Source organism: Allobosea sp. LjRoot90 (assembly GCF_964254315.1).
GTDB lineage: Bacteria > Pseudomonadota > Alphaproteobacteria > Rhizobiales > Beijerinckiaceae > Allobosea.
Genome location: NZ_CAXUTF020000003.1, coordinates 491,022 through 513,895, shown reverse-complemented (window position 1 = coordinate 513,895; position 22,874 = coordinate 491,022). Strand labels below are relative to the sequence as shown.

The window sequence follows — 22,874 nt, the reverse complement described above, 5'->3', positions numbered from 1 at the left end:
CCTGCCTTTGCAATTCCTCAATCATGCCCGACTGACGCTCGCAGCTGAAGCGACTCGATGAAGGCAGGGACGATGAGCGACAGGGTGCGGGTGGCAATTCTTCTTGGTGGCAAATCGGCCGAGCACGAGGTCTCGCTGATGTCCGCCACCAATGTGGTGAAGGCGATCGACAAGGCGAAGTACGACGTCGTGCCGATCCTGATCACCAGGGCCGGGCAATGGCGCGAGCTCGAACTGCAGAACGGCGTCCTGCCTGATCCGATCCCGCAGGACGGCGCCGAGATCTGCCTGCTGCCCGGCGGGGGCGGGCGTCTCCTGCGCCTGCAAGATGGGGCCGCGCCGCAAACGCTCCAGAAGATCGACGTGCTCTTCCCGGTGCTGCACGGCCTCGACGGCGAGGACGGTTCGGTCCAGGGGCTGGCTGCGGTCGCCGGCATCCCGCTCGCCGGCTGCGGCATCGTCGGCTCGGCCAATGCGCTCGACAAGGACATCGCCAAGCGGTTGTTGCGCGAGGCCGGCCTGGGCGTTGCCCGCTCGCTCACCGTCCGGCAGGGCGAGGCGCTGAGCTTCGCTGAGGCCAGCGCCGCGCTCGGCCTGCCGCTCTTCGTCAAGCCGGCCCGGCAGGGCTCCTCGGTCGGCGTCAGCAAGGCGACGAGTGCCGAGACTTTCGCGACAGCGCTCGCCGAGGCCTTCCGGCACGACCGCGTCGTTCTGGTCGAGGAGTTCATCGAAGGCCGCGAGATCGAGCTCAGCGTGCTGGAGCAGGCCGATGGCGAGACGATCGTCTCGCTGCCGGGCGAGATCGTCGCCGCCGCCAGCCATGGCTTCTACACCTATGAGGCCAAATACCTCGACGAGGACGGCGCCCGCGTCGAGGTTCCGGCCGACCTGCCCGAGGACGTCATCACGAGCCTGCAGGTGCTCGCCAAGCGCGCCTTCTACGCGCTTGGCTGCGACGGCATGGCCCGCGTCGATTTCTTCCTGCGGCCTGACGGCAGCGCACTGGTCAACGAGATCAACACCATTCCCGGCTTCACCGACATCAGCATGTTCCCGAAGGCGCTCGCGGCCAGTGGCATCGCCTATCCCGATTTGATCGACCGGGTGATCCGTCACGGGATCGCGCGTGGTGCCTGAGGCGGGCCGCCCGCCGGCGAGTGGCCCCCCAATCCTTGGTCATCCCGGGTCTCCCTCCGGTCGCCCGGGACGACCCGCGAGGAGATTGGTAGGTTATCGGCAGGCCTGCCAACGGCACGAAATTCCCACACCTTCCACCAAACGCCTCTGGCGCTTTGCCGGCATGCATCCTACCTTGGCTTGGCGGGGCTGCCTGGTGCGTGCGAGTTATGTATTCCCGGGCCCATACGACTCCCTAGGGAGCTGTCCCTGACCGGGTCCCTGGACCCGGACACACGGCGCCCACCTACTTTGTAGGTGTCCCGGGATCGAAATCTCCACGGCCAAGGTGGCTCCGCACTCGCCCATGACCGATGCCGTCTCTCCCATTCCCTCTCCTCGCAAGGCCGCGCTGCGTGCCGAGGCGCTCGCCCGGCGCGACGGCCTCGATCTCGACGAGCGCCTGATCTGGGACGAGGCGATCGTCGCGCGCGCCCTGGCGCTGCCGGTGTTCGCGCAAGGGCCGGTCTCGGCCTATTGGCCGATGCGCTCGGAGGCCGATCCGCGCCCGATTCTGGAAGCGCTGCACGAGCGCGGGTTGCCACTTTGCCTGCCGGCGATCATCGAGAAGCGCATGCTTTTCCGGCGCTGGGCGCCCTGGGAGCCGATCGTCCCCGGCGGCTTCGGCACGCTGGTGCCGAGCCCCGAGGAGCCGGAGGTCAAGCCCACAATTCTGATCGTGCCGCTCGCCGCCTTCGACCGGCGCGGCTACCGGATCGGCTACGGCAAGGGCTATTACGACCGCGTCATCGCCGAGCTCGAGCCGGCCCTGACCATCGGCATCGCCTATGCCGCGCAGGAGATCACCGAAGTTCCGGCGGAGGCGCATGACCGCCGCCTCGACTGGATCGTGACGCAGGACGAAGCGATCCGCTGCGGTTGATTTCGCTGCGGTGATCACGTCATTAGCAGGCGCGCCTTTCATTCAAGACGCAGTTGTCCCGCCGTGTTTTCCTCCAAACCGCGACGTCGTACCGCGTGGCCCGAGGGGGCCCGGGACGACCGCATTTTGCGTGAAAGCGCGACAGGACGGGCCGTGATGGGGCGGCCCAATCGTTGGATATTGACATGCGTCTACTCTTTCTCGGCGACATCGTCGGGCGCGCCGGCCGCCTCGCCGTCCAGGACCGCCTGCCTGGCCTGCGCGAGCGCTGGAAGCTCGATTGCGTCGTCATCAATGGCGAGAACGCTGCGGGCGGCTTCGGCATCACCGAGGCGATCTGCGACGAGACCCTCGCTGCCGGCGCCGATGTCGTCACGCTCGGCAATCATTCCTGGGACCAGCGCGAGGCGATGGTCTTCATTGAGCGCCAGCCGCGCCTGATCCGGCCAGCAAATTACCCGCCCGGCACGCCTGGCCGTGGCGCGACCGTGGTCGAGGCGCGCAACGGCGCGCGCGTCCTCGTCGTCAACGTCATGGGCCGGCTGTTCATGGACGCGCTCGACGACCCCTTCGCGGCGCTCGATCGCGAGCTTGCCGCCTGTCCGCTGCGCGAGGCGGCTGACGCCGTCATCGTCGACGTGCATGCCGAGGCGACCAGCGAGAAGCTCGCCATGGCCTATTATCTCGATGGCCGGGCAAGCCTGGTCGTCGGCACCCACACCCATGTCCCGACCTCGGACACGCGCGTGCTGCCGGCCGGCACCGCCTATCAGTCCGATGCCGGCATGTGCGGCGACTACGACTCGATCCTCGGCATGCAGAAGGAGGAGTCGATCCGCCGCTTCCTGCAGAAGACGCCGGGCTCGCGGCTGGAGCCGGCGCTCGGCGAGGGCACATTGTCGGGCATTGCCGTCGAGACCGACGACCGGACTGGCCTCGCCAAAGGGGCCTGGCCCGTTCGCCTCGGCGCGACGCTTGCCGAAACCTGGCCGACGGCCTGGGATCAGCAGGGCGGCTGATGTCGCAGCTCTTTTCCGCGCTTGTCGCCGTCTTCGTCGGCTATGCGGCCTCGGTCGCGGTGATCCTCGCCGCCGCGCAGGCGCTCGGCGCAACGCCGGGACAGACCGTCTCCTGGCTCGCCGGGCTCGCCATCGCCAAGGGGCTCGCCAGCCTGATCCTGTCCTGGCGGCACCGCATGCCGATCATCTGCGCCTGGTCGACGCCGGGCGCGGCGCTGATCGCGGCTGCGAGCGGTGTCGATATGGCCTCGGCCGTCGGCGCCTTCCTCGCTGCCGCCGCGCTGATGATGGCGACCGCCGCCTTCCGCCCGCTCGGTGCGCTGGTCGAGCGCATTCCGATGAGCATCGCCGCGGCCATGCTTGCGGGCGTGATCTTCCGCTTCGTCGTCGCCGTCTTCGACGAGATGAAGCTGCAGCCGGCTTTGGTGCTGACGCTCCTCGTCATCTTCCTGCTGGCGCGGTTGTGGAACCCCTTCCTCGGCGTCATCGCGGCGCTGGGTGCGGGTCTCGCGCTTGCCTTCGCCACCGGCACCGCGACGCTGCCGGCCGGGCCGGTGGCGCTGACGCATATCGAGCTGATCGCTCCGCATTTCGATCTGACTGCGATCGTCGGCATCGGCATCCCGCTCTATCTCGTCACCATGGCGGCGCAGAACCTGCCGGGTTTCGCTGTGCTGCGCGCCGCGGGCTACCAGCCGCCGACCGCCTCCTGCCTGTTCGTCACCGGCCTGATGTCGGCCCTGACGGCGCCGACCGGAGCCCATATGGTCAACATGGCGGCGATCAGCGCCTCGATCTGCACCGGCGCCGACACCCACCCTGACCCAAAGGAGCGCTGGAAGGCCGGCATCTGGTACGGCTTTCTCTGGCTCGCCATCGCCGCTACCGCCGGTCTCCTGCTCGCGCTGATCCTTGCCATGCCGAAGGCGCTGATCGTCGCGGTCGCCGGCCTCGGCCTCGTCGGCTCGCTGACGGGCGCGCTCGGCCAGGCGATGGGGAGCGACAAGGATCGCTTCGCTGGGGTCGTTACCTTCGCCGTGGCGGCCTCGAGCCTCTCCCTGTTCGGTGTCGGTTCCGCCTTCTGGAGCCTCGTCGCCGGGCTTATGGTCTTGACATTGGATCACGCCGCAGGCCGTTTGCGCGCAAGATCATGACTACGAACCCGCCCCGCACCCGCCTGATGCTCGTCACGCCGCCGATCCTGGATCCCGGCGCGATCTCCTTTCGCCTGATGCAGGCCTTCGCCGGCGGCGATGTCGCCGCCGTGCTGCTGCGGCTCGCGCCCGGCGACGAGCGCAGCCTGACCGAACGGGTCAAGGCGCTGGCTCCAGCTGTGCAGGCGCAGAACGTCGCTTTGGTGGTCGAGGCCTCGGCCCAGGTCGCCAGCCGCGGCGGCGCCGACGGCGTCCATTTGACCCAAGGTGCCGATGTGATCGCCGAGGCGCGTTCCAGCCTGAAGCAGGAACGCATCATCGGGGTAGGGGGCCTGCGCTCGCGCCATGACGCCATGGATATGGGCGAGGCCGGCGTCGACTACGTCATGTTCGGCGAGCCGCGGCCGGACGGTTCGCTGCCGCCCTTGCCGGCGGTGATCGAACGCGCTTCCTGGTGGGCCGAGATCTTCGAGACGCCCTGCATCGCCTATTGCCCGGACGCCGATTCCGTTCCGACCCTGATCGAGACCGGCGCCGAGTTTGTCGCGCTCGGCGAATGGGTGTTCGCCGAAGGTGTCGATATCCGTGCTGCGGTCACCGACGCCGATGCTGCGATCGCGGCCCAGCACGCCCGCAGGATCGCGCGATGAGGCTTGCGCTGACCGCGCTCGCCCTGACGCTCACATTACCGGCCGCTGCGGCGGGGCCGGTGCTGGACCTCGCTTACGGCGCCTATCAGGCCGGACATTATCGGCGTGCCCAGTCGGAGGCCCTGAAGCGGCTCGAGGCCGATCAGAACGACGCTGCGGCGATGACGCTGCTCGGCGAGATCTATCGCCAGGGACTCGGTGTTCGTGACGACGCCAAGGCCGCAGCAGACTGGTATCGGCTCGCGGCCGACAAGGGCGATGTCAACGCCACCTTTGCACTCGCCATGGCGATGCTGGAGGGGCGCGGCCTGCCGCGTGAGCCGAAGAAGGCCGGCGCCCTGCTTGAGAAAGCCGCTGCCGCCGGCCACCCCGCCGCCAACTACAATCTCGCCCTCGCTTTGCTCGCGACAGGGCAGCCACAGGACGACCAGCGCGCCATCGGCTGCCTCAGGGTTGCTGCCTCCGCCGGCCTCGGCGACGCCCAGCATGCACTCGCCGTGCTCTACAAGATGGGCCGCGGTGTGCCGCAGGATGACGGGATCGCAGCCGAGTGGATGGGCAAGGCCGCCGCCAGCGGCCTCATCGCCGGCGAAGTCGAGTACGCGATCATGCTGTTCAACGGTGACGGCGTCGCCAAGGACGAGCGCGCCGCGGTGAAGCTCTTCATCCGCGCCGCCAACAAGGGCAACGCCATCGCGCAGAACCGCCTGGCCAAGCTCTACCAGTTCGGCCGCGCCATCTCCCCGGATCTCTCGGAAGCTGCCGCCTGGCACCTCGCCGCCCGCGCGCAAGGCCTGTCCGATGCCACGCTCGACCAGGTTCTGGAGCGGCTTTCGCCGGAGCAGCGCGCCCGTGCCGCCCGCCTCGCTGCCGACCGGATCGAGGCCACGGCCTTGACGACGCCGAGCCAACCGAGCAAGTGACGGCGAAATTCGCGCCACGTAGCCGGCGCTGTCCAACGACTGCCGCTCTTTGATAGTCCGTTCCATTCTGCCGCGCTTCGAGCGCCGGAGGTTTTGATAATGATCCGCTCGCCCCTGATGACCGTGATGACCGATGCCGTGATGAAGGCGTCGCGTTCGCTGAAGCGCGATTTCGGCGAGGTCGAGAACCTGCAGGTCCTGGCCAAGGGCCCGGGCGACTTCGTTTCCAAGGCCGACCACAAGGCCGAGGAAATCCTGCGCGCGGCGCTGGAGAAGGCGCGGCCGGGCTACGGCTTCGTCATGGAAGAGAGCGGCGTCGTCGTCGGGACCGACGAGAGCAATCGCTGGCATGTCGACCCGCTCGACGGCACCCACAACTTCCTGCGCGGCATCCCGCACTGGAACATCTCGGTGGCGCTGGAGCGCGACAACCAGTTCATCGCCGGCGTGGTCTACGACGCCGCCAAGGACGAGCTCTTCATCGCCGAGAAGGGCAAGGGCGCCTATGTCAACAACCGCCGCATGCGCGTCTCCGGCCGCCGCGAATCGCCGGATATGCTGATCGGCATGGGCGTGCCTCATATCGGCAAGGGCGGGCACCCGCTCTTCCTGAAGGAACTCGGCGCCGTGATGAGCCGCTTCGCCAATGTCCGGCGCATGGGCTCGGCCGCGCTCGACATCGCCTATGTCGCCGCCGGCCGCATGGACGCCTATTGGGAGCGCGGCCTCAATACCTGGGATTTCGGCGCCGGCGCGGTCATGGTGCGCGAGGCGGGCGGCACTTTCGGCACGCTCGATGGCAAGCAGCCGACATCAGCCAAGGATGTAATCTGCGGCAACGAAGCCGGCGAGCCGGCGTTGCGCGCAGCCCTCAAGACGGTTCTTTGACGAAACGCAGGGCGTTTCCTGCTTGATCCTTGCGTGGCGGGAGGCGACAGTCGCCGCCGCGACGAAACCGGATCGGATGAGCAGGCATGGCCAATGACGAGGCGGCCCCCGAGGTCCAGCCGCTGGAGCCCCTGGCTGAGGGAAGCTCGGCGACGGCGATGCATCGGCCGCAGACGTTCCGATTCTCCCGTCCGCTGCGCTATTTTCTCCGCGCGCTGGTCTTCCTCGCGCTGATCGGCTTCCTCGTCTACATCCTGCACGGCAGCCTCATCACCGCCGTCATGGCCAATCCCGGCCTCAACGGCCTGATCCTCGGCGCGCTCGCTGTCGGCATACTGATCACGCTGCGCGAGCTCTGGCGCGTCGATAGCGAGGCGCGCGCCGCCACCCGTCTCGCCGCCAATCCGGCGGGCGTGGCGATCCGGCGCAACCAGGTGATCAGCCCGCTCGGCGCCGTTCTGCCGGCGCTGGAGCGTCGCACGCTCGCCCCGGCCCAGGCTGCGACGCTGCTCGAATCGATTGCGGTCCGGCTCGACGACGGGCGCGAGGTGCTGCGCTATATCGCTGGACTTCTGGTCTTCCTCGGCCTGCTCGGTACGTTCTGGGGCCTGCTCGACACCATCTCGTCGATCGGTAACGTCATCAAGAGCCTGCGCACCGGCGCGGAATCCGGCGTGCTCTTCGACGAGCTCAAGACGGGCCTCGCCGCACCGCTCGCCGGCATGGCCCTGTCCTTCTCGGCCTCGCTGTTCGGCATTGCGGGCGCGGTTCTGCTCGGCTTTCTCGATCTGCAGCTCGGCCAGGCGCAGCGCCGGTTCCGCAACGAGGTCGAAGACTATCTCGGCTCCACGACAGCGAACTTCGCGACGATCCTGCCGGCGATGTCGGTCGCCGGGCCCGCCTCGGGCGACGTCGTGGTCGAGCGCCTCGACAAGCTGCAGGCGGCGATGCAGGACGGGGGCAACAACCGCGCCGCGACGCAGGCGCTCGCCAATCTCGCCGAGGGCATCCAGGGGCTCGTCCAGCATATGCGCTCGGAGCAGCAACTCATCCGCGACTGGGTCGAGGCGCAGGCCGTGCGCGAGAAGGACCTCAAGCGTCTGATCGAGCGCCTCGCCGCCGAACGGGTGGGCGAGTCATGACCCTGCCATGGTGCTGCGGCATCGCAGGCGCTGATCGGAGGAAAGGCTGAGCATGGCCCTCTCACGCGCGCATCGCCGGGAAGAGACCAACTTCTGGCCGGGCTTCGTCGATGCGCTCTCGACGATGCTGATCGGCATCGTCTTCCTGCTCTCGGTCTTCGTCCTCGGCCAGTTCTTCCTGTCGCAGGAGATCAGCGGCCGGGACACGGTGCTCGACCGGCTGAACCGCCAGATCTCCGAGCTCAGCGACCTGCTCGCGCTCGAACGATCGACCGGCAAGGAAGCCAAGGATTCGCTCGCTTTGCTGCAATCCTCGCTGACGAGCGAACAGGCTGAGCGCTCACGTGTGCAGGGCCTGCTCGATTCCTCGAACAAGAATGCGCCTGCTCAACTCGCTGACACGCAGAAGGCGCTCGACGCCGAAAAGCAGCTCTCCGCCAAGGCGCAGGCGACCGTCGAGATGGTCAACCAGCAGATCGTCGCCATGCGCCGCCAGCTTGCGGCGCTGGAGGAGGCGATCGGCGCGGCCGAGGCCAAAGACAAGGAATCGCAGACGCGCATTTCGGAGCTCGGCTCGCGCCTCAACGTCGCGCTGGCCCAGCGCGTGCAGGAGCTGGCGCGCTATCGCTCCGACTTCTTCGGCCGCCTGCGCCAGGTGCTCGGTACCCGCCCCGATATCCGCGTCGTCGGCGACCGCTTCGTCTTCCAGTCCGAGGTCTTTTTCGACGCCGGCCAGGCCGTGCTGAAGCCGGAGGGACGCGGCGAACTCGACAAGCTCGGCGCCATCATCGTCGATCTCGGGCGCGAAATGCCGCCGGACCTGCCTTGGATCCTGCGCGTCGACGGCCACACCGACAATCGGCCGATCCGCTCGGCTCAGTTCCCCTCGAACTGGAACCTGTCGACGGCGCGCGCCGTCGCCGTGGTCGAATACCTGGTCAGCAAGGGTATCCCCGCCGACCGCATCGCCGCGACCGGCTTCGGCGAGTTCCAGCCGCTCGACGTCGCCAACAACGACGACGCCTGGCGCCGCAATCGCAGGATCGAGTTCAAGATCACCGAGCGGTGAGGGAAGGACCGTCGCAGCGGCCAGCTCCTCAATGCCGCTGGGCGATCTGGATCAGGTTGCCGCAGGTGTCGTCGAAGACCGCGGTAGTGACCGGGCCGAGATGGACCGGTGGCTGGGTGAAGGCGACGCCGAGCGCCGATAGCCGCGCATGCTCGGCATGGACGTCCTCGACCCCGAAGGAGGTCGCCGGGATGCCGTCGGCAACGAGCGCGGTCTTCCAGGGCTGCGCGGCAGGGTGCTCGTCCGGCTCAAGCAGGAGCTCGACGCCGTCCGGATCACCGGACGAGGTCAGGGTCAGCCAGCGATGCTTGCCCATCGGGATGTCGTGCTTCGGCACAAAGCCCAAAATGTCGCGGTAGAAGCGCAGCGCCTTGTCCTGGTCATCGACCAGCACGCTCGTCACGACGATCTTGATCGGCATCCGTCCTCTCCTTCTCCGGCGGCTCGGCCAGCGGCCGCATCCACACATCCCACATCTGCCGCAGCGGCACGCGCTCGAGGAAATGATGCTTGCTGCGCCAGCGCCATTCGGTTCGGACCAGGCCGGCCTCCTCCAACAGCTGCAGATGCTTCGACAGGGCCTGCCGGGACAGGCTCGCCCCGTGCCAGCTGACCAAGCGGACATGCAGCTCGAACAGCGTCTGGCCGTCCCGCTCGGTGAGCTCGCCCAGCATGCGGCGCCGCGTCGGATCGGCCAGCGCCCGGAAGAGGCGATCGAGATCCATGAGCCGTTGCTAGCACGTGGGCATCCGTCATGCAATTATCTGGTTGCATGATAAGAGGCCGCTGGTTCCTGATGCCCGGCCTACCGATCTGGATTGGCCTGCGGCCGCGCCGCTTGGCTCAGAAGGGCTCCTCGGCCTTGTCGGTGCGATAGAGCTTTACACGGGTTTCGCGCCGCTCGACCTTGGGCGGGTTGGCGACCTCGCGCCAGGCATCGAGGGGCTGGTGGTCCCGCCAGCGCTCGAAGATGTTGATGCGTTCGGGGTCGACGGAATCGGCGCTGATCGAGAGATCGAGGCAGCCCTCATGCTGGCGTGCCCGCGCCACCATCTCGGCATGGGCCGCCACGGCTGCGTCGCGCTTGTCGGCCTCGGTCAGTGTGTAGCCGGCGATGATGATCATGCGCGTTGCTCCTGTTTAGAGGGGAACGCGCGGGGTCGGCTGAGGGTCCGGAGCGGGTGGGATGCGGGCATTCGTCGACGAATTTATGAGCTTGACCGCCATCCTTGGGGGCGTCAGCTAAGGACCGTCAGCGCAGAATACGCGAGAAAGTGGCTTCGGCATGGTGCGTCTTCACTACTATCCAGGCTTCATAAGCCTTGCCGCCCACATCGTAATTGAAGAGATTGGGGTCGATTACGAATTATCATTCGTCAATCTGCATAAGGGACCAAGCAAAAACCCATCGTACCTCACCTTACATCCAGATGGTCTCGTTCCCACGCTCGAAGACGGGGACATCGTTCTCTATGAAAGCACGGCAATCATTTTATATTTGCTTGATTTGCAGTCAGATACGGCACTTATACCGAAGCAAGGCAGCGCGCTAAGGCCGCAATTCTACAAGTGGCTCATGTGGCTCTCTACGGCACTACATGCCAATCTGTCGCTGTATCTACATCCCAACAAGGTCGCCGCATCCCCCGACGCGCAAGCAGAGGTGCGGGAAGCAGCGGAGCGACGCGTTGATGCTCAATTTGATCGCGTGGAAGAAGAACTGGCACGGCATGGTGGTCCCTGGTTTTTAGGTGACGTCTATTCCGCCGTTGATGCCTACCTGTTCACCCTCGCTCGATGGTCGCGCGGGATGCCTCGCTCTGCTGCCAGTCGACCACAGTTAGGGACCTATTTGCAGCGCATGATCGACCGACCTGCCGTGCAGCGGGTCCATGCACAAGAGCATATTCCGCAGCCGTGGATTTAGAGTTGAGAGTTCCGCTTGGGGTCGAAGGCTACCGCAATTTACCTCCAGCGCTCCGCTGCCCTTCTACGCGGGCGCCCTTAGGGTGAACCCCCGGAGTAGCCGAAACCTATGCGCGCAAATCCTGCGAAAAGCTGCAGCGCGTCATGCCTTTGCGATAGGTGCGCCGCCTCCCGCGCGTGCTAGCATGAGGTCTTGTATGGTAGTATACCACGCGGTGAAAGCCGTAGCCGTGCCGGGCAGGAACAGCATGATCGATATCCGCATCACCCCAGACAAGAACGAGCTCGGACGGCAGGCTGCGAAGCTCGGAGCGGAGACGATCCGGGCCGCGATCGCCCGCCATGGCGAGGCGACGATCATCGTCGCCACCGGCGCGAGCCAGTTCGAGATGCTGCAGAATCTCGTCGCCGCCGAGGGCATCGACTGGTCGAAGGTTACCGCCTTTCATCTCGACGAATATGTTGGCCTGCCTGAGACCCATCCGGCGAGCTTCCGCGGCTATCTGGAAGAGCGCTTCCTCGCTCAACTCCCGGTCAAGCCGGCCTTCATCCCCGTCAATGGCGAGGGTGATCCCGTCGCCGAGACGAAGCGCCTCAATGGGCTGATCGCCGGACGCCGCATCGATCTCTGCTTCGCCGGTTTCGGCGAGAACTGCCATCTCGCCTTCAACGATCCGCCGGCCGATTTCGAGACCGACGAGCCCTATATCGTGGTCACCCTCGACGAAGCCTGCCGCAACCAGCAATTCGGCGAGGGCTGGTTCGAGAGCCTTGCCGCGGTGCCGGAACAGGCGATCTCGATGAGCATCCGCCAGATCCTGAAGAGCGAGCTGATCGTGCTTTCGGTGCCGGACGCCCGCAAGGCGCAGGCGGTGAAGGATGCGCTCGAAGGCGAGATCACGCCGCTGCACCCGGCCTCGATCCTGCAGCGCCATCCCAACACGGTGCTGTTCCTCGACCCGCCGGCGGCCTCGCTGCTGAAAAAGGGCTGAGGGCAGATGCCCATCTCGCCCGGCCTCGTCGATCTCCAGATCAACGGCTTCGCCGGCGTCGATTTCAACGACCCGGCGATCACGGCGGCCGATCTCGACCGGGCACTGGAGGCGATGCTGGCGACCGGCGTCACGCACTGCCTGCCGACGATCATCACCGCCCATCCGCAAGAACTGGCCGAGCGATTCCGCGCGCTCGACGCGGCCGTCGCCGGCAGCAGGCTCGGCCCGCTGATGTGCCCGGGCTATCATCTCGAAGGCCCATTCCTGAACCCCGCGCCGGGCTATCATGGCTGCCACCCGCCGCAGGCGATGACGGCGGCAAGGCCGGAGCTGATCGCCGAGGTCGAACGCGGCCTGTCGCGCCCGATCCTGATGGTGACGCTCGCCGCCGAGCGCGAAGGCGCGGTCGCGCTGACGAAAACTCTGGCCGACGGCGGCAAAATCGTCGCCATCGGGCATTCGGCCGCCGATTTCGATCAGGTTTCGGCAGCAGCTGATGCCGGACTCTCGCTCTCGACCCATCTCGGCAACGGCCTGCCGCAGACCCTGCACAAGCTCGCCAACCCGATCTTCGCCCAACTCGCGGAGGACAGGCTGATGGCCGGCTTCATCGCCGACGGCATCCATGTCCACCCCAGGGCGCTCGCCGCGCTGATCCGGGCCAAGGGCTTCGAGCGTTCGATCCTGGTCACCGATGCGGTGGTGGCCGCCGCCGCGCCGGTCGGTCGCTATCATTTCGCCGGCATGGCCGTCGATCGCATGCCGGATGGCTCGGTCCGGCAGGAAGCGGGACTGCTCGCCGGCTCGGCGCTCTGCCTGGATGAGGCCGTGCGCAATGTCGTCGCCTGGGGCATCGCGACGCCCGCGCAGGCCTTCGCTATGGCGGGAAGCCACGCGCTCGCCGCGATCCGGCCGGCGCTCGAGGCGCATGGCATCGCGCTTGCGGAGGGCGAGGTCGAGTGGTCGGATGACCTTTTCGTCAGGCGGGTCCGCATCGCCGATCAGGAACGTCGCTACGACGCATGAGCGCCGCTGAAACGGCGCGACAACAAAGGGGGGAAGGCAATGACCAAGCATCTTCATGGCATCGACCGCCGCACCGTTCTCGGTGGCCTCGGCGCGCTTGCCGCTGGCGGCCCGGCATTCGCCGCCTCGCCGCCGCTGCCGACGAGCCCCGTCGTCATCAGCGTCATGGATGTCGGCGGTGCGCTCGCTTTGATGCAGAAGGCGTTTGAGGATTACCGCGCCGCCAATCCCAAGCTGGTCTCGCGCATCGCTTTCGTGAAGGCGCCGGCGCCCGAACTCGCCAGCAAGCTCAAGGCGCAGCAGGATGCCGGCAAGGTCGACCTCGACCTGATCCTGACCGGCAGCGACGGCCTTGCCGCCGGCCTCGACCAGAAGCTCTGGCAGAAGATCCTGCCGGACTTCTCTGACAAGTTCCCGAACATCGAGGCCAATTACGAGCCGGCCGCGCTCAACCTGCACAAGGTCCAGGGCGACGGCTTCGGCGTCGTCGTCAACTACTACCCGTCCGGCCCGCTGCTGGAATATATGCCGGACCGGGTCAAGACCCCGCCGACCACGGCCGAGGAACTGCTGGCCTGGGCCAAGGCCAATCCGAACAAGTTCATGTATGCCCGCCCGACCAATTCCGGCCCGGGACGCACCTTCATGATGGGCCTGCCCTACATCCTCGGCGACAAGGACCCGCAGGATCCGGTCGGCGGCTGGGACAAGACCTGGGCCTATCTGCAGGAGCTCGGCCAGTACATCGAGTACTATCCGGCCGGCACCGGTGCGACGATGAAGGAGTTCGGTGACGGCTCGCGCGACATCATCATCTCGACCACCGGCTGGGACATCAATCCGCGCGCGCTTGGCATCGTGCCCAAGGAGGCGAAGATCCAGACACTGAAGGGCTTCCACTGGGTCTCGGACGCCTTCTTCATGTGCGTGCCGAAGGGCCTGCCGAACGACCGACTGGCAGTCGTGCTCGACATCATGGCGCATGTGCTGACGCCGAAGATGCAGGCCTATTCCTATGACGAGGGCTATCTCTATCCCGGCCCAGCGGTGAAGAACGTGCCGCTCTCGCTGGCGCCCGAGGCGAGCCAGAAAGTCATCGCCGAGTTCGGCCGGCCGGAATATGCCGACCTCATCGCCAATAACCCGATCGAGCTGCCGCTGAAGCCCGACAAAATGGTCGTCGCCTTCAGGAAGTGGGACGAGCTGGTGGGGGCCAAGCGGGCGAAGTGAGCTCGGGCGTCATGGTCAGTGCGACCATGACTGATAGCGCGAGGAACCCCTCTCCCGGGTGGGAGAGGGGCAGGGGTGAGGGACTGCCGCTAGTCATTATGGCTGTGGCTGTCGTCTTGCCTCTCTGGTTTACTCGCAGGCCCTCATCCGGCGCTCCGCGCCACCTTCTCCCATCCGGGAGAAGGAAGAGGGCGTTGTGGCCGGGCATCGCCAGCGATTGACTCCACCGCCGCCATGCGCTTTTCATCGCCGCAGAGCGCATGGGGCGCCACCAGTCCGCGGCAAGGGAGCCTGCTCCCACCCATATCCAAGCGACGACATCGCATCATCGCTTTCTTCCGGCCTGTCGAGCGGACATCAGGCTTTTCTCGGAAGGAAGACCCATGTCCGATCCCACCCGCGAACTCACGCCCCGCTCGAACCTCGAGACGATCCGCCGCCAGGCCAAGCGCTGGCTGAAGGAGATCGCGGCCGGAGAGCCTGAGGCGCTCGCCCGTTTCCGCAAGCTGATCCCGAACCATGCCGGCAAGGCCAAGCTACGCGAGGTCCAGCATGCGCTTGCCCGCGACTACGGGCTGGCGAGTTGGGCCGCGCTCAAGCAGGAACTCGCGGCGCGCGAGGCTGCGGCGCGCGGACACGCCGCGCTCGTCGCGCTGTTCCTGGAAAAGTCGGCGCTGCGCTACGGCGTCAGGCCGGGAACGCAAAGCTGGGGCGAGTACGAGGCCGACCGGCCGGCACGCGGCGCGCTCGCCCAGCGCCTGCTCGAACGGCATCCGGAGATCGCCGCCGACAGCATCCATACCGCCGTCGCCGCACATGACCTCGGTGTCGTCAGCGCCTTGCTCAGCAAGGACGCCGCGCTCGCGGACAGGCCGAGCGGATTCGACGGCTGGACGCCGCTGGTTCGCCTCGCCTTCACGCGCCTGCCGAACGAAGCCTTGTCGCGCAACGGCATCGCGATCGCGCAGCTGCTGCTCGACCATGGCGCCGATCCGAACGCGCTGTTCAGCGACGGCACCAACCATTTCACCCCGCTGACCGGCATCATCGGCGGCGGCGAGAGCAACCAGCCCTCGCATCCGCAGGCTGAGGCGCTGGCGCGGCTCCTGGTCGCCCGCGGCGCCGATCCGCTCAACGGCCAGGCGCTCTACAACTCGTCGCTCGGTGCCGACGATGTCACCTGGCTTGACCTGCTCTGGAGCGAAACGGAGAAGCGCGGGGAGGGCGCGCGCTGGCGCGAACCAGTGCGCGAATTGCCGGCGCCGCCGCTCGATTACTTGCTCGGCAACGCCGTGCCGCGACAGCCCAGGCGGGCCGCCTGGCTCCTCGCCCATGGTGCCCGGGCCCAGGCGGTCAACGCCTATTCGAAGCAGAGCCTGGTCAAGCAGGCCATGCTCGACGGCCGCAGCGATCTCGTTCGCCTTCTGGTCGACAACGGCGCGAGCCCGGTCGAACTCAGCGGGCAGGAAGCCTTCACTGCTGCGATCGCGCGGGGCGATGAAGCCGAGGCGCGCCGTTTGCTCGACGGCAATCCGGATTTCCGGGTCGCCCCGGCACCGCTGCTGGTCGCGATCCGGCAGAACAAGCCGGAGATCGCGGCGCTCGCGCTACATCTCGGCGTCTCGCCGGATGCCGAGATGCGCGACGGCGTTCGTGCCTTGCACGAGGCGGCTGGCAGCGACGCGATCGAGATTGTCGCGCTGCTGGTCGAGGCGGGTGCCGAGATCGATCCGATCGAGCGCCGCTATGGCTCGACCCCGCTCGGCTGGGCTCGCCATCAGGGTGCAAGCGCCGCGCAGATCTATCTGGCCTCGCGCAGCCACGATATTGAAGCCTTGTGCGAGGCTGGCGAGATCGAGCGGCTGGAGCTCCTGTTCGCCAAGGAGCTGGCACTCGCCAATGCGCCGGCACGCTCGGGCGAGCCGCCGCTGTTCCGCCTGCCGGACGACGACACCAGCGCCTGCGATCTCGTCGAATTCCTGTTGGCGGCGGGGGCTGATCCGGCTGCGCGAAACAAGCAGGAGCTGACGCCCGCGCAGGCGGCTCGCAAGCGAGGGCTGCTGGACGCCGCGACGCTGCTGGAAGCGGCTCTCCAGCCGGCAGGCTTACTAGGCAGCCTCTAGCCCGAACTGGAGCGCGGCGAGGCGTGCATAAAGCCCGCCCTTGGCGACGAGGGCGGCATGCGTGCCTTCCTCGACGACCCGCCCGTCCTCCATCACCAGGATGCGGTCGGCGGAGAGGATGGTGGCGAGCCGGTGGGCCACGACCAACGTGGTCCGCCCCTGCATCAACCGGTCGAGCGCGTCCTGCACGGCGCGCTCGCTTTCCGAATCGAGCGCCGAGGTCGCCTCGTCGAGCAGCAGGATCGGCGCGTCCTTCAGCACGGCCCGCGCGATGGCGAGACGCTGGCGCTGGCCGCCCGAGAGCGTGACGCCGCGCTCGCCGATGACGGTGTCGTAGCCGTCAGGCAAGGCCCGGATGAAGCCGTCGGCAGCGGCGAGCTGTGCCGCTTCCTCGATCTGCGCCCGGCTCGCACCGGGGCGGCCATAGGCGATGTTGTCGGCGACCGAGACGCCGAACACGGTCGGCTCCTGCGGGACCAGGGCGAAGCGGCTGCGCCAATCGGTCGGGTCGGCTTCCGGCCCGGCGACGCCATCGACGACGACGCGGCCGGCGAAGGGGTCATTGAAGCGTAGCGCCAGTTGCAGCACCGTGCTCTTGCCGGCGCCGGATGGGCCGACCAGCGCGACCCGCTCGCCCGGCCTGATCGTAAGATCGAGATCGGCGAGCGCGAGGTTGCTGCGACCGGGATAGCGGAAGGAGACGCCCTCGAAAGAGAGCGCGCCGACTGGCGGCGTGGGCAGCGCTTTGGGGTGAGGCGGAGCGGAGATTGCAGGTTTGGTCGCCAGAATCTCGCCGAGCCGCCCGGCAGCACCGGCCGCAGCCGAGATATCGCCATAGACTTCCGAGAGCTGGCCGAGCGAGCTTGCCGCCAGCACGGCGTAGAGCACGAATTGCGAAAGGCGCCCGCCGCTCATCCGCCCGGCGAAGACCTCGGTCGCGCCGACCCAGAGCACCAGCACGACGCTGGCTGAAACCAGAAAGATCGCAACGCCGGAGAGCCAGGCGCGGGAGCGCGTCGCATCGCGCGAGGCGGCATAGGCGCCGTCCGAAGCCCCCTGGAAGCGCTGTGTCGTCTCACGTTCCGCGCCGAAGGACTGCATGGTCCGGATCGCGCCGATCGCCTCGGCGGCGAAGGCAGAAGCATCGGCGAGCCGGTCCTGTGCGGCGCGGGCCCGTTTGCGCACCGTGCGGCCGGAGAACACCAGCGGCAGCACGATCAGCGGAATCGCGCCGATCACGATCGCCGAGAGCTGCGGGCTGGTCACGATCATCATGACGAGCGCGCCGAGGAACATGATGCCGTTGCGCAGCGCGATCGAGGCGGTCGAGGCGAAGGTCGACTTGATCTGGGTGGTGTCGGCAGTCAGGCGCGAGACCAGGTCGCCGGCGCGGCTGGCATCGAAGAAGGCCGGCTCGAGCCGGGTCAGGTGCCGGAAGACGTCGGCGCGCAATTGCGAGACGACGCGCTCGCCAACCGTCATCACCAGGTAGAAGCGGAACGAGCTCGCCAGCGCCAGGATGGCGACGACGCCGATCAGCAGGGCGAAATAGGAATTCGCTAGTTGCTGCTCGCCGGCGGAGAAGCCGACATCAATGACGCGCCGCACCGCCATGGGCAGTATCAGCGTCGCCACCGAGGCGACGATCAGCGCGACGAGCGCGAAGGCGATCCGCTGCTTCTGCGCCAATGCATAGGGCCAGAACGAGCGCAGCGCGCTGAAATCCGGCCGCGCCTTGGTGTCTTCCTTGGTCTCGTTCGCCACGCTTACCTATCCCGAAAAGCTTGCACCGTCGCTGCGGCTGCGCTATGGGCACCCGACTTCACGACAGGCTCATACGAATTGTTCGAAGAGCCGGCGATGCGCGCCGAGTTCCGGACGCCCGCTTTTCGACAATTGAGGATTTCGCCATGAAGACCGGCATTCATCCCGACTACCACACCATCAAGGTCGTCATGACCGATGGCACCGAATACTTCACCCGTTCGACGCTGGGCAAGGAGGGCGACACCCTCAACCTCGACATCGACCCGAAGACCCATCCGGCCTGGACCGGCGGCACCCAGCATATGCTGGATCGCGGCGGCCGCGTCTCGCGCTTCAACTCGCGTTTCGGCGCGCTGGGCGCCCTCGGCAAGAAGTAATTCGCGTTTTCGCGGCCTTTCGGGGCCGGCGAGCACGACAGAAAAGCCCGGCCTCACGGCCGGGCTTTTTGCATTGATGGCGACGATAGGCCGCGGTCCACTCGTCCGCTATTCCGGCATGGCGATACGGCGCGGGCAAATCCATCGCGGTGTAATGCACTCCAAGACGGCCTGCAGGCCGCTTCAGGCGAATTGACTCCGCTTGAGCCGGCGGCCTATCGAACGCGCGACCTTTTTCACAAGTTCGCTGCTCGCCCCCGGCCAGCTCCGGCGCGCGAGTCTCGTTCCCGCTTCGCCGGAGAGACTTCATGACGACGCCCGCGATCGACCGCGCTTTGCACGAGCGGCTCGCCAACGCCATCCGCTCGCTTGCCATGGATGGCGTCGAGCAGGCGAAGTCCGGCCATCCCGGCCTGCCGATGGGCGCGGCCGATGTCGCGACCGTGCTCTTTACCCGCATCCTGAAATACGATGCGGCCGAGCCGCGCTGGCCTGATCGCGACCGCTTCGTGCTCTCGGCCGGCCATGGCTCGATGCTGATCTACGCTCTGCTCTACCTCACCGGCACGCCGGGCCTGGAGCTCGAGGACCTCAAGAAGTTCCGCCAGCTCGAATCGAAGACCCCGGGCCATCCGGAAAACTTCATGACGGCGGGCGTCGAGACCACCACCGGCCCGCTCGGTCAGGGACTTGCGACCGCCGTCGGCATGGCAATGGCCGAGCGCATGCTCGCCGCCGAGTTTGGCCGGAAGCTGGTCGACCACAAGACCTATGTGCTCGCCTCCGACGGCGACCTGATGGAAGGCATCAGCCAGGAGGCGATCGCGCTCGCCGGCCATCAGAAGCTCAACAAGCTGATCGTATTCTGGGACGATAACGGCATCTCGATCGACGGGCCGCTGTCGATCTCCGACTCGGTCGACCAGGTCGCCCGCTTCAAGGCTTGCGGCTGGAAGGCCGAGCGCGTCGACGGCCATGATCCCGATGCGATCGAGGCGGCGGTCCGCCGCGCCCAGAAGTCGAACAAGCCGACCCTGATCGCCTGCAAGACCGTGATCGGCTTCGGTGCCCCGAAGAAGGCCGGCACCTCCAAGGCGCATGGCGAGCCGCTCGGCGCCGAAGAACTCGCCGCCGCCAAGAAGGCGCTCGGCATCACCGGTGGGCCATTCGAGGTTGCGGCCGACGTGCTCAAGGCCTGGCGCGGCTTCGGCGCCACCGGCTTCGCCGAGCGCAAGGACTGGAATGCGCGCCTCGCGGCGCTGTCCGAGCGCAAGCGCAGCGAGTTCGAGCGCCGGCTGTCGCTGACCCCTCCGGCCAAGCTCGCCAAGGCGCTCGTCGCCCACAAGAAGGCGCTGGCTGCGAGCCCGGTCACGGTCGCGACCCGCAAGGCTTCGGAGCTGGCACTTGAAGCCATCATGCCGATGATGCCGGAGCTGGTGATGGGCTCGGCCGACCTGACGCCGTCCAACAACACCCGCACCAAGGCGGCCGAGGATTTCACGCCGAAGACCCCCAAGGGGCGCTATGTGCGCTACGGCATCCGCGAGCACGGCATGGCCGCGGCGATGAACGGCATCACGCTGCATGGCGGTTTCCGCACCGCCGGCGGCACCTTCCTGGTTTTCGCCGACTATGCCCGCCCGTCGATGCGGCTTGCCGCGCTGATGGGCCTGCCGGTCGTCTACGTCATGACCCATGATTCGATCGGCCTCGGCGAGGACGGTCCGACCCACCAGCCGGTCGAGCAGATCGCCTCGCTGCGGGCGATGCCGAACATGCGCGTGCTGCGCCCGGCCGATGCGATCGAGACGGCGGAAGCCTGGCAGATCGCGCTGGAGCGCACCGATGGGCCGACCGTGCTGGCGCTGTCGCGCCAGAACCTGACGCCGGTCCGCACCGACGGCACCGCGACGAACCGCTCGGCCAAGGGCGCCTATGAGCTTTTGGCAGCCGAGGGTGGCAAGGTGCAGGTCTCGCTGTTCGCCTCGGGCTCCGAGGTCGAGATCGCGGTCGCGGCGCGCAAACTCTTGGCCGAGAAGGGCATTCGCGCCCGCGTCGTCTCGGTGCCGGCGCTCGAACTGCTGCTGGAACAGGACGAGGCGACCAAGGCTGCGATCATCGGCGATGCGCCGATCAAGATCGCGGTCGAGGCTGCCGTGCGCTTCGGCTGGGATGGCGTGATCGGCGCCGATGGCGGCTTCGTCGGCATGTCCTCCTTCGGGGCGAGCGGCCCTTACAAGGAGGTCTACAAGCATTTCGGCATCACGCCGGAGGCGGTGGCCGAGGCGGCGATCAAGCGTCACAACGGCTGACCTCCTTGAAATTTTTAAGGCCTGCCCTTGCGTTCCGCCATGGTTTGGCCGATTTGCCCGCGTGAATGACGCCGGCTCTGCTGGCGAATGGCGAAGGAGAGGATTGAGATGACGGTCAAGGTGGCGATCAACGGCTTCGGCCGTATCGGGCGCAACGTTCTGCGCGCGATCATCGAGTCGAAGCGCAAGGACATCGAGGTCGTGGCGATCAACGATCTCGGCCCGGTCGAGACCAACGCCCATCTCTTCCGCTTCGACTCCGTCCATGGCCGCTTCCCCGGCACGGTGACCGTCTCCGGCGACACGATCGATGTCGGCCGCGGCCCGATCAAGGTCACCGCGATCCGCGATCCCAAGGACCTGCCGCACAAGGCGCTCGGCGTCGACATCGCGCTGGAATGCACCGGCATCTTCACCACCCGCGAGAAGGCGGCGGCCCATCTCGCCGCCGGCGCCAAGCGCGTGCTGGTCTCGGCCCCCTGCGACGGCGCCGACCTGACGGTGGTCTTCGGCGTCAACAACGACGCCCTGACCAAGGATCACGTCGTCGTCTCGAATGCCTCCTGCACGACCAACTGCCTTGCCCCCGTGGTTCGGGTGCTGCATGACGCTGTCGGCATCGACAAGGGCTTCATGACCACGATCCATGCCTATACCGGCGATCAGCCGACGCTCGACACGATGCACAAGGATCTCTACCGCGGCCGCGCCGCGGCGATGTCGATGATCCCGACCTCGACCGGCGCCGCCAAGGCGATCGGCCTCGTCATTCCCGAGCTCAAGGGCCGGCTCGACGGCACCTCGATCCGCGTGCCGACGCCGAACGTCTCGGTCGTCGACTTCAAGTTCATCGCGAAGCGCAAGACCACGGTCGAGAAGATCAACGAGGCGATCATCAAGGCGAGCAAGCGCGGCGCGCTGAAGGGCATCCTCGCCGTCACCGACCAACCCAACGTCTCGATCGACTTCAACCACGATCCGGCGTCGTCGACCTTCGCGCTCGACCAGACCAAGGTCCTGGACGAGAAGTTCGTCCGCATCCTCACCTGGTACGACAATGAGTGGGGCTTCTCGAACCGCATGAGCGACACTGCCGTCGCCATGGCGAAGCTGATCTGACCCACACTCCTGCTGCGGCCGCACCTGCAGGGTGCGGCCGCGTCCACACCGCCGAGGAACGGACCGCGCAATGAACAAGATCGAGCCGACCGTCGCCACGCCGACCACGCCCGTCGAGACCATCGCCGTGCCGCCGGCGCCGAGCATGGCCGAGATCGCTGCGGCCCGTGTCCCCGAGCCGCTCGCGGCCAGCGATCCGCGCAAGCTCGACCAGCTCTCGCGTATCGAAGACAAGGCGGCGCGGATCGAAGAGAAGTTCGCGCGCTACGAGGCGGTGCTGACCCGCGCCGAGGCTTCGCTCGATCGCAGCGCCCAGAAGGTCGAGCTCGCCGCCGGCACCATGGATTTCGCCGGCCTGCGCGAAGAACTCTCGGCACTGCGCCAGCGCGTCAGCGCGACGCCGCGCTTCGGGGCTCTGCTGCTCACCGGCATCGTCACGGCGGTGCTGACCGTCATCCTGACGGTGATCGTGCTGAAAAGCGGCGTTCCCGGCGTGTTGCCGCCAATCCTGCCGCGATGAGCTTTCGCCCGGCCGCCGAACTCGCGGACGGGCGCAATGTCCGCTGGCGGGCGCGGGAAGGCGACGGGCTGGAGCATCTGACGCTGCGGACGGAGGCGAATGGTCTTCGCGCCGATTCCGTGCTGATCGGCGAGCGTGACGGGCAGCGCTACGGCGCGAGCTATCGGATCGACTGCGATCCTGACTTCACGGTCCGTGGCTTCGAGATTGCGACGACCGATGGCCGCGGTCTCGCCATGACTCGGCGCGACGGCGCTTGGCACGACAGGTCGGGCGGTCATCTGCCGGCCTTCGATGCCTGCATCGACATCGACCTCTCCGCCACACCCTTCACCAACACGCTGCCGATCCGCCGCTGCCACTGGCAGCCAGGCCAGCAGCGGCGCGTCGCCATACTGTTCGTGCCGTTCGACAGCTTCGAGCCCTTCGTCACCGAGCAGGTCTATACCTGCCTTGCGCAGAGGCTCTTCCGGTTCGAGACGGCCGATGGCAGTTTCATCGCCGAGCTCCCGGTCGACGAGGACGGCCTCGTCATGGATTATCCCAGCCTGTTTCAACGCTTGTGAGAGAGTTCT

The 22,874-nt window shown here is 67.2% G+C and carries 23 protein-coding genes and 1 other RNA gene; 20 read left to right on the top strand and 4 right to left on the bottom strand.

Annotated elements, in window-relative coordinates:
• The first annotated feature begins 72 nt into the window (after nucleotides 1–72).
• The 10 genes from ACSQ3M_RS14570 (at nucleotide 73) to ACSQ3M_RS14525 (ending at nucleotide 8,904) form a co-directional block, all read left to right on the top strand.
• Entirely contained in the window at nucleotides 73–1,137 is a 1,065-nt protein-coding gene (locus ACSQ3M_RS14570; RefSeq protein WP_436150783.1) for a D-alanine--D-alanine ligase family protein, read from the top strand.
• 183 nt (nucleotides 1,138–1,320) lie between these two features.
• A non-coding RNA gene (ssrS, locus tag ACSQ3M_RS14565) (6S RNA) lies at nucleotides 1,321–1,476 on the top strand.
• A 7-nt stretch (nucleotides 1,477–1,483) separates the two neighbouring features.
• Nucleotides 1,484–2,059: a 5-formyltetrahydrofolate cyclo-ligase gene (locus ACSQ3M_RS14560; protein ID WP_436150782.1), complete on the top strand. Its 576-nt coding sequence runs from the start codon at nucleotides 1,484–1,486 to the stop codon at nucleotides 2,057–2,059.
• 185 nt (nucleotides 2,060–2,244) lie between these two features.
• Nucleotides 2,245–3,078 (top strand): TIGR00282 family metallophosphoesterase, encoded by an 834-nt coding sequence (locus ACSQ3M_RS14555; protein ID WP_436150781.1) that lies wholly within the window; start codon nucleotides 2,245–2,247, stop codon nucleotides 3,076–3,078.
• On the top strand, nucleotides 3,078–4,232 hold the full coding sequence (locus ACSQ3M_RS14550) for a benzoate/H(+) symporter BenE family transporter (RefSeq protein WP_436150780.1): 1,155 nt from the start codon (nucleotides 3,078–3,080) through the stop codon (nucleotides 4,230–4,232). The genes ACSQ3M_RS14555 and ACSQ3M_RS14550 overlap by 1 nt, the downstream gene beginning before the upstream one ends.
• Entirely contained in the window at nucleotides 4,229–4,882 is a 654-nt protein-coding gene (locus tag ACSQ3M_RS14545) for a thiamine phosphate synthase (RefSeq protein WP_436150779.1), read from the top strand. Before ACSQ3M_RS14550 ends, ACSQ3M_RS14545 begins: the two co-directional genes overlap by 4 nt.
• Nucleotides 4,879–5,805, top strand: coding sequence for a tetratricopeptide repeat protein (locus ACSQ3M_RS14540; RefSeq protein ID WP_436150778.1), 927 nt, complete (start codon nucleotides 4,879–4,881; stop codon nucleotides 5,803–5,805). The genes ACSQ3M_RS14545 and ACSQ3M_RS14540 overlap by 4 nt, the downstream gene beginning before the upstream one ends.
• 99 nt (nucleotides 5,806–5,904) lie before the next feature.
• Nucleotides 5,905–6,693: an inositol monophosphatase family protein gene (locus tag ACSQ3M_RS14535; protein ID WP_436150777.1), complete on the top strand. Its 789-nt coding sequence runs from the start codon at nucleotides 5,905–5,907 to the stop codon at nucleotides 6,691–6,693.
• An 86-nt stretch (nucleotides 6,694–6,779) separates the two neighbouring features.
• Entirely contained in the window at nucleotides 6,780–7,835 is a 1,056-nt protein-coding gene (locus ACSQ3M_RS14530) for a flagellar motor protein MotA (RefSeq protein WP_436150776.1), read from the top strand.
• A gap of 52 nt (nucleotides 7,836–7,887) precedes the next feature.
• Nucleotides 7,888–8,904, top strand: a complete 1,017-nt coding sequence (locus ACSQ3M_RS14525; protein WP_436150775.1) for a peptidoglycan -binding protein — start codon at nucleotides 7,888–7,890, stop codon at nucleotides 8,902–8,904.
• A gap of 28 nt (nucleotides 8,905–8,932) precedes the next feature.
• Here ACSQ3M_RS14525 and ACSQ3M_RS14520 read toward each other — a convergent pair whose 3' ends face one another.
• The 3 genes from ACSQ3M_RS14520 to ACSQ3M_RS14510 form a co-directional block, all read right to left on the bottom strand.
• Nucleotides 8,933–9,325 carry a VOC family protein gene (locus ACSQ3M_RS14520; RefSeq protein WP_436150774.1) on the bottom strand — a complete coding sequence of 131 codons (393 nt, stop codon included), beginning with the start codon at nucleotides 9,323–9,325 and terminating at the stop codon, nucleotides 8,933–8,935.
• Nucleotides 9,285–9,629, bottom strand: coding sequence for an ArsR/SmtB family transcription factor (locus tag ACSQ3M_RS14515; protein WP_436150773.1), 345 nt, complete (start codon nucleotides 9,627–9,629; stop codon nucleotides 9,285–9,287). Before ACSQ3M_RS14515 ends, ACSQ3M_RS14520 begins: the two co-directional genes overlap by 41 nt.
• Nucleotides 9,630–9,747: 118 nt before the next feature.
• Nucleotides 9,748–10,029 (bottom strand): putative quinol monooxygenase, encoded by a 282-nt coding sequence (locus ACSQ3M_RS14510; RefSeq protein WP_436150772.1) that lies wholly within the window; start codon nucleotides 10,027–10,029, stop codon nucleotides 9,748–9,750.
• A gap of 160 nt (nucleotides 10,030–10,189) precedes the next feature.
• On the opposite strand from ACSQ3M_RS14510, the gene ACSQ3M_RS14505 reads away from it, so the two are divergent.
• From ACSQ3M_RS14505 to ACSQ3M_RS14485, 5 genes are all read left to right on the top strand, one after another.
• On the top strand, nucleotides 10,190–10,831 hold the full coding sequence (locus tag ACSQ3M_RS14505; protein WP_436150771.1) for a glutathione S-transferase family protein: 642 nt from the start codon (nucleotides 10,190–10,192) through the stop codon (nucleotides 10,829–10,831).
• A 247-nt stretch (nucleotides 10,832–11,078) separates the two neighbouring features.
• A complete protein-coding gene (locus ACSQ3M_RS14500; protein WP_436150770.1) occupies nucleotides 11,079–11,822 on the top strand; it encodes a glucosamine-6-phosphate deaminase in 744 nt (247 codons plus the stop codon).
• 6 nt (nucleotides 11,823–11,828) lie between these two features.
• The gene (locus ACSQ3M_RS14495; RefSeq protein WP_436150769.1) at nucleotides 11,829–12,851 is read left to right on the top strand and encodes an N-acetylglucosamine-6-phosphate deacetylase; all 1,023 of its coding nucleotides are present in this window, start codon (nucleotides 11,829–11,831) and stop codon (nucleotides 12,849–12,851) included.
• Between the two features lie 39 nt (nucleotides 12,852–12,890).
• Nucleotides 12,891–14,081 (top strand): ABC transporter substrate-binding protein, encoded by a 1,191-nt coding sequence (locus tag ACSQ3M_RS14490; protein ID WP_436150768.1) that lies wholly within the window; start codon nucleotides 12,891–12,893, stop codon nucleotides 14,079–14,081.
• 383 nt (nucleotides 14,082–14,464) lie between these two features.
• The gene (locus ACSQ3M_RS14485) at nucleotides 14,465–16,204 is read left to right on the top strand and encodes an ankyrin repeat domain-containing protein (protein WP_436150767.1); all 1,740 of its coding nucleotides are present in this window, start codon (nucleotides 14,465–14,467) and stop codon (nucleotides 16,202–16,204) included.
• Here the strand turns inward: ACSQ3M_RS14485 and ACSQ3M_RS14480 are convergent.
• The gene (locus ACSQ3M_RS14480; protein ID WP_436150766.1) at nucleotides 16,190–17,968 is read right to left on the bottom strand and encodes an ABC transporter transmembrane domain-containing protein; all 1,779 of its coding nucleotides are present in this window, start codon (nucleotides 17,966–17,968) and stop codon (nucleotides 16,190–16,192) included. The genes ACSQ3M_RS14485 and ACSQ3M_RS14480 overlap by 15 nt on opposite strands.
• A gap of 146 nt (nucleotides 17,969–18,114) precedes the next feature.
• On the opposite strand from ACSQ3M_RS14480, the gene rpmE reads away from it, so the two are divergent.
• From rpmE to ACSQ3M_RS14455, 5 genes are all read left to right on the top strand, one after another.
• Complete coding sequence (gene rpmE, locus ACSQ3M_RS14475) at nucleotides 18,115–18,348, top strand: 50S ribosomal protein L31 (protein WP_066471911.1); 234 nt, start codon at nucleotides 18,115–18,117, stop codon at nucleotides 18,346–18,348.
• A 308-nt stretch (nucleotides 18,349–18,656) separates the two neighbouring features.
• On the top strand, nucleotides 18,657–20,660 hold the full coding sequence (gene tkt, locus ACSQ3M_RS14470; RefSeq protein WP_436150765.1) for a transketolase: 2,004 nt from the start codon (nucleotides 18,657–18,659) through the stop codon (nucleotides 20,658–20,660).
• Nucleotides 20,661–20,768: 108 nt separating this feature from the next.
• Complete coding sequence (gene gap, locus ACSQ3M_RS14465) at nucleotides 20,769–21,779, top strand: type I glyceraldehyde-3-phosphate dehydrogenase (protein ID WP_436150764.1); 1,011 nt, start codon at nucleotides 20,769–20,771, stop codon at nucleotides 21,777–21,779.
• A 70-nt stretch (nucleotides 21,780–21,849) separates the two neighbouring features.
• Nucleotides 21,850–22,299: a hypothetical protein gene (locus ACSQ3M_RS14460; RefSeq protein WP_436150763.1), complete on the top strand. Its 450-nt coding sequence runs from the start codon at nucleotides 21,850–21,852 to the stop codon at nucleotides 22,297–22,299.
• Nucleotides 22,296–22,865 carry a putative glycolipid-binding domain-containing protein gene (locus ACSQ3M_RS14455; protein WP_436150762.1) on the top strand — a complete coding sequence of 190 codons (570 nt, stop codon included), beginning with the start codon at nucleotides 22,296–22,298 and terminating at the stop codon, nucleotides 22,863–22,865. The genes ACSQ3M_RS14460 and ACSQ3M_RS14455 overlap by 4 nt, the downstream gene beginning before the upstream one ends.
• Nucleotides 22,866–22,874 lie beyond the last annotated feature (9 nt).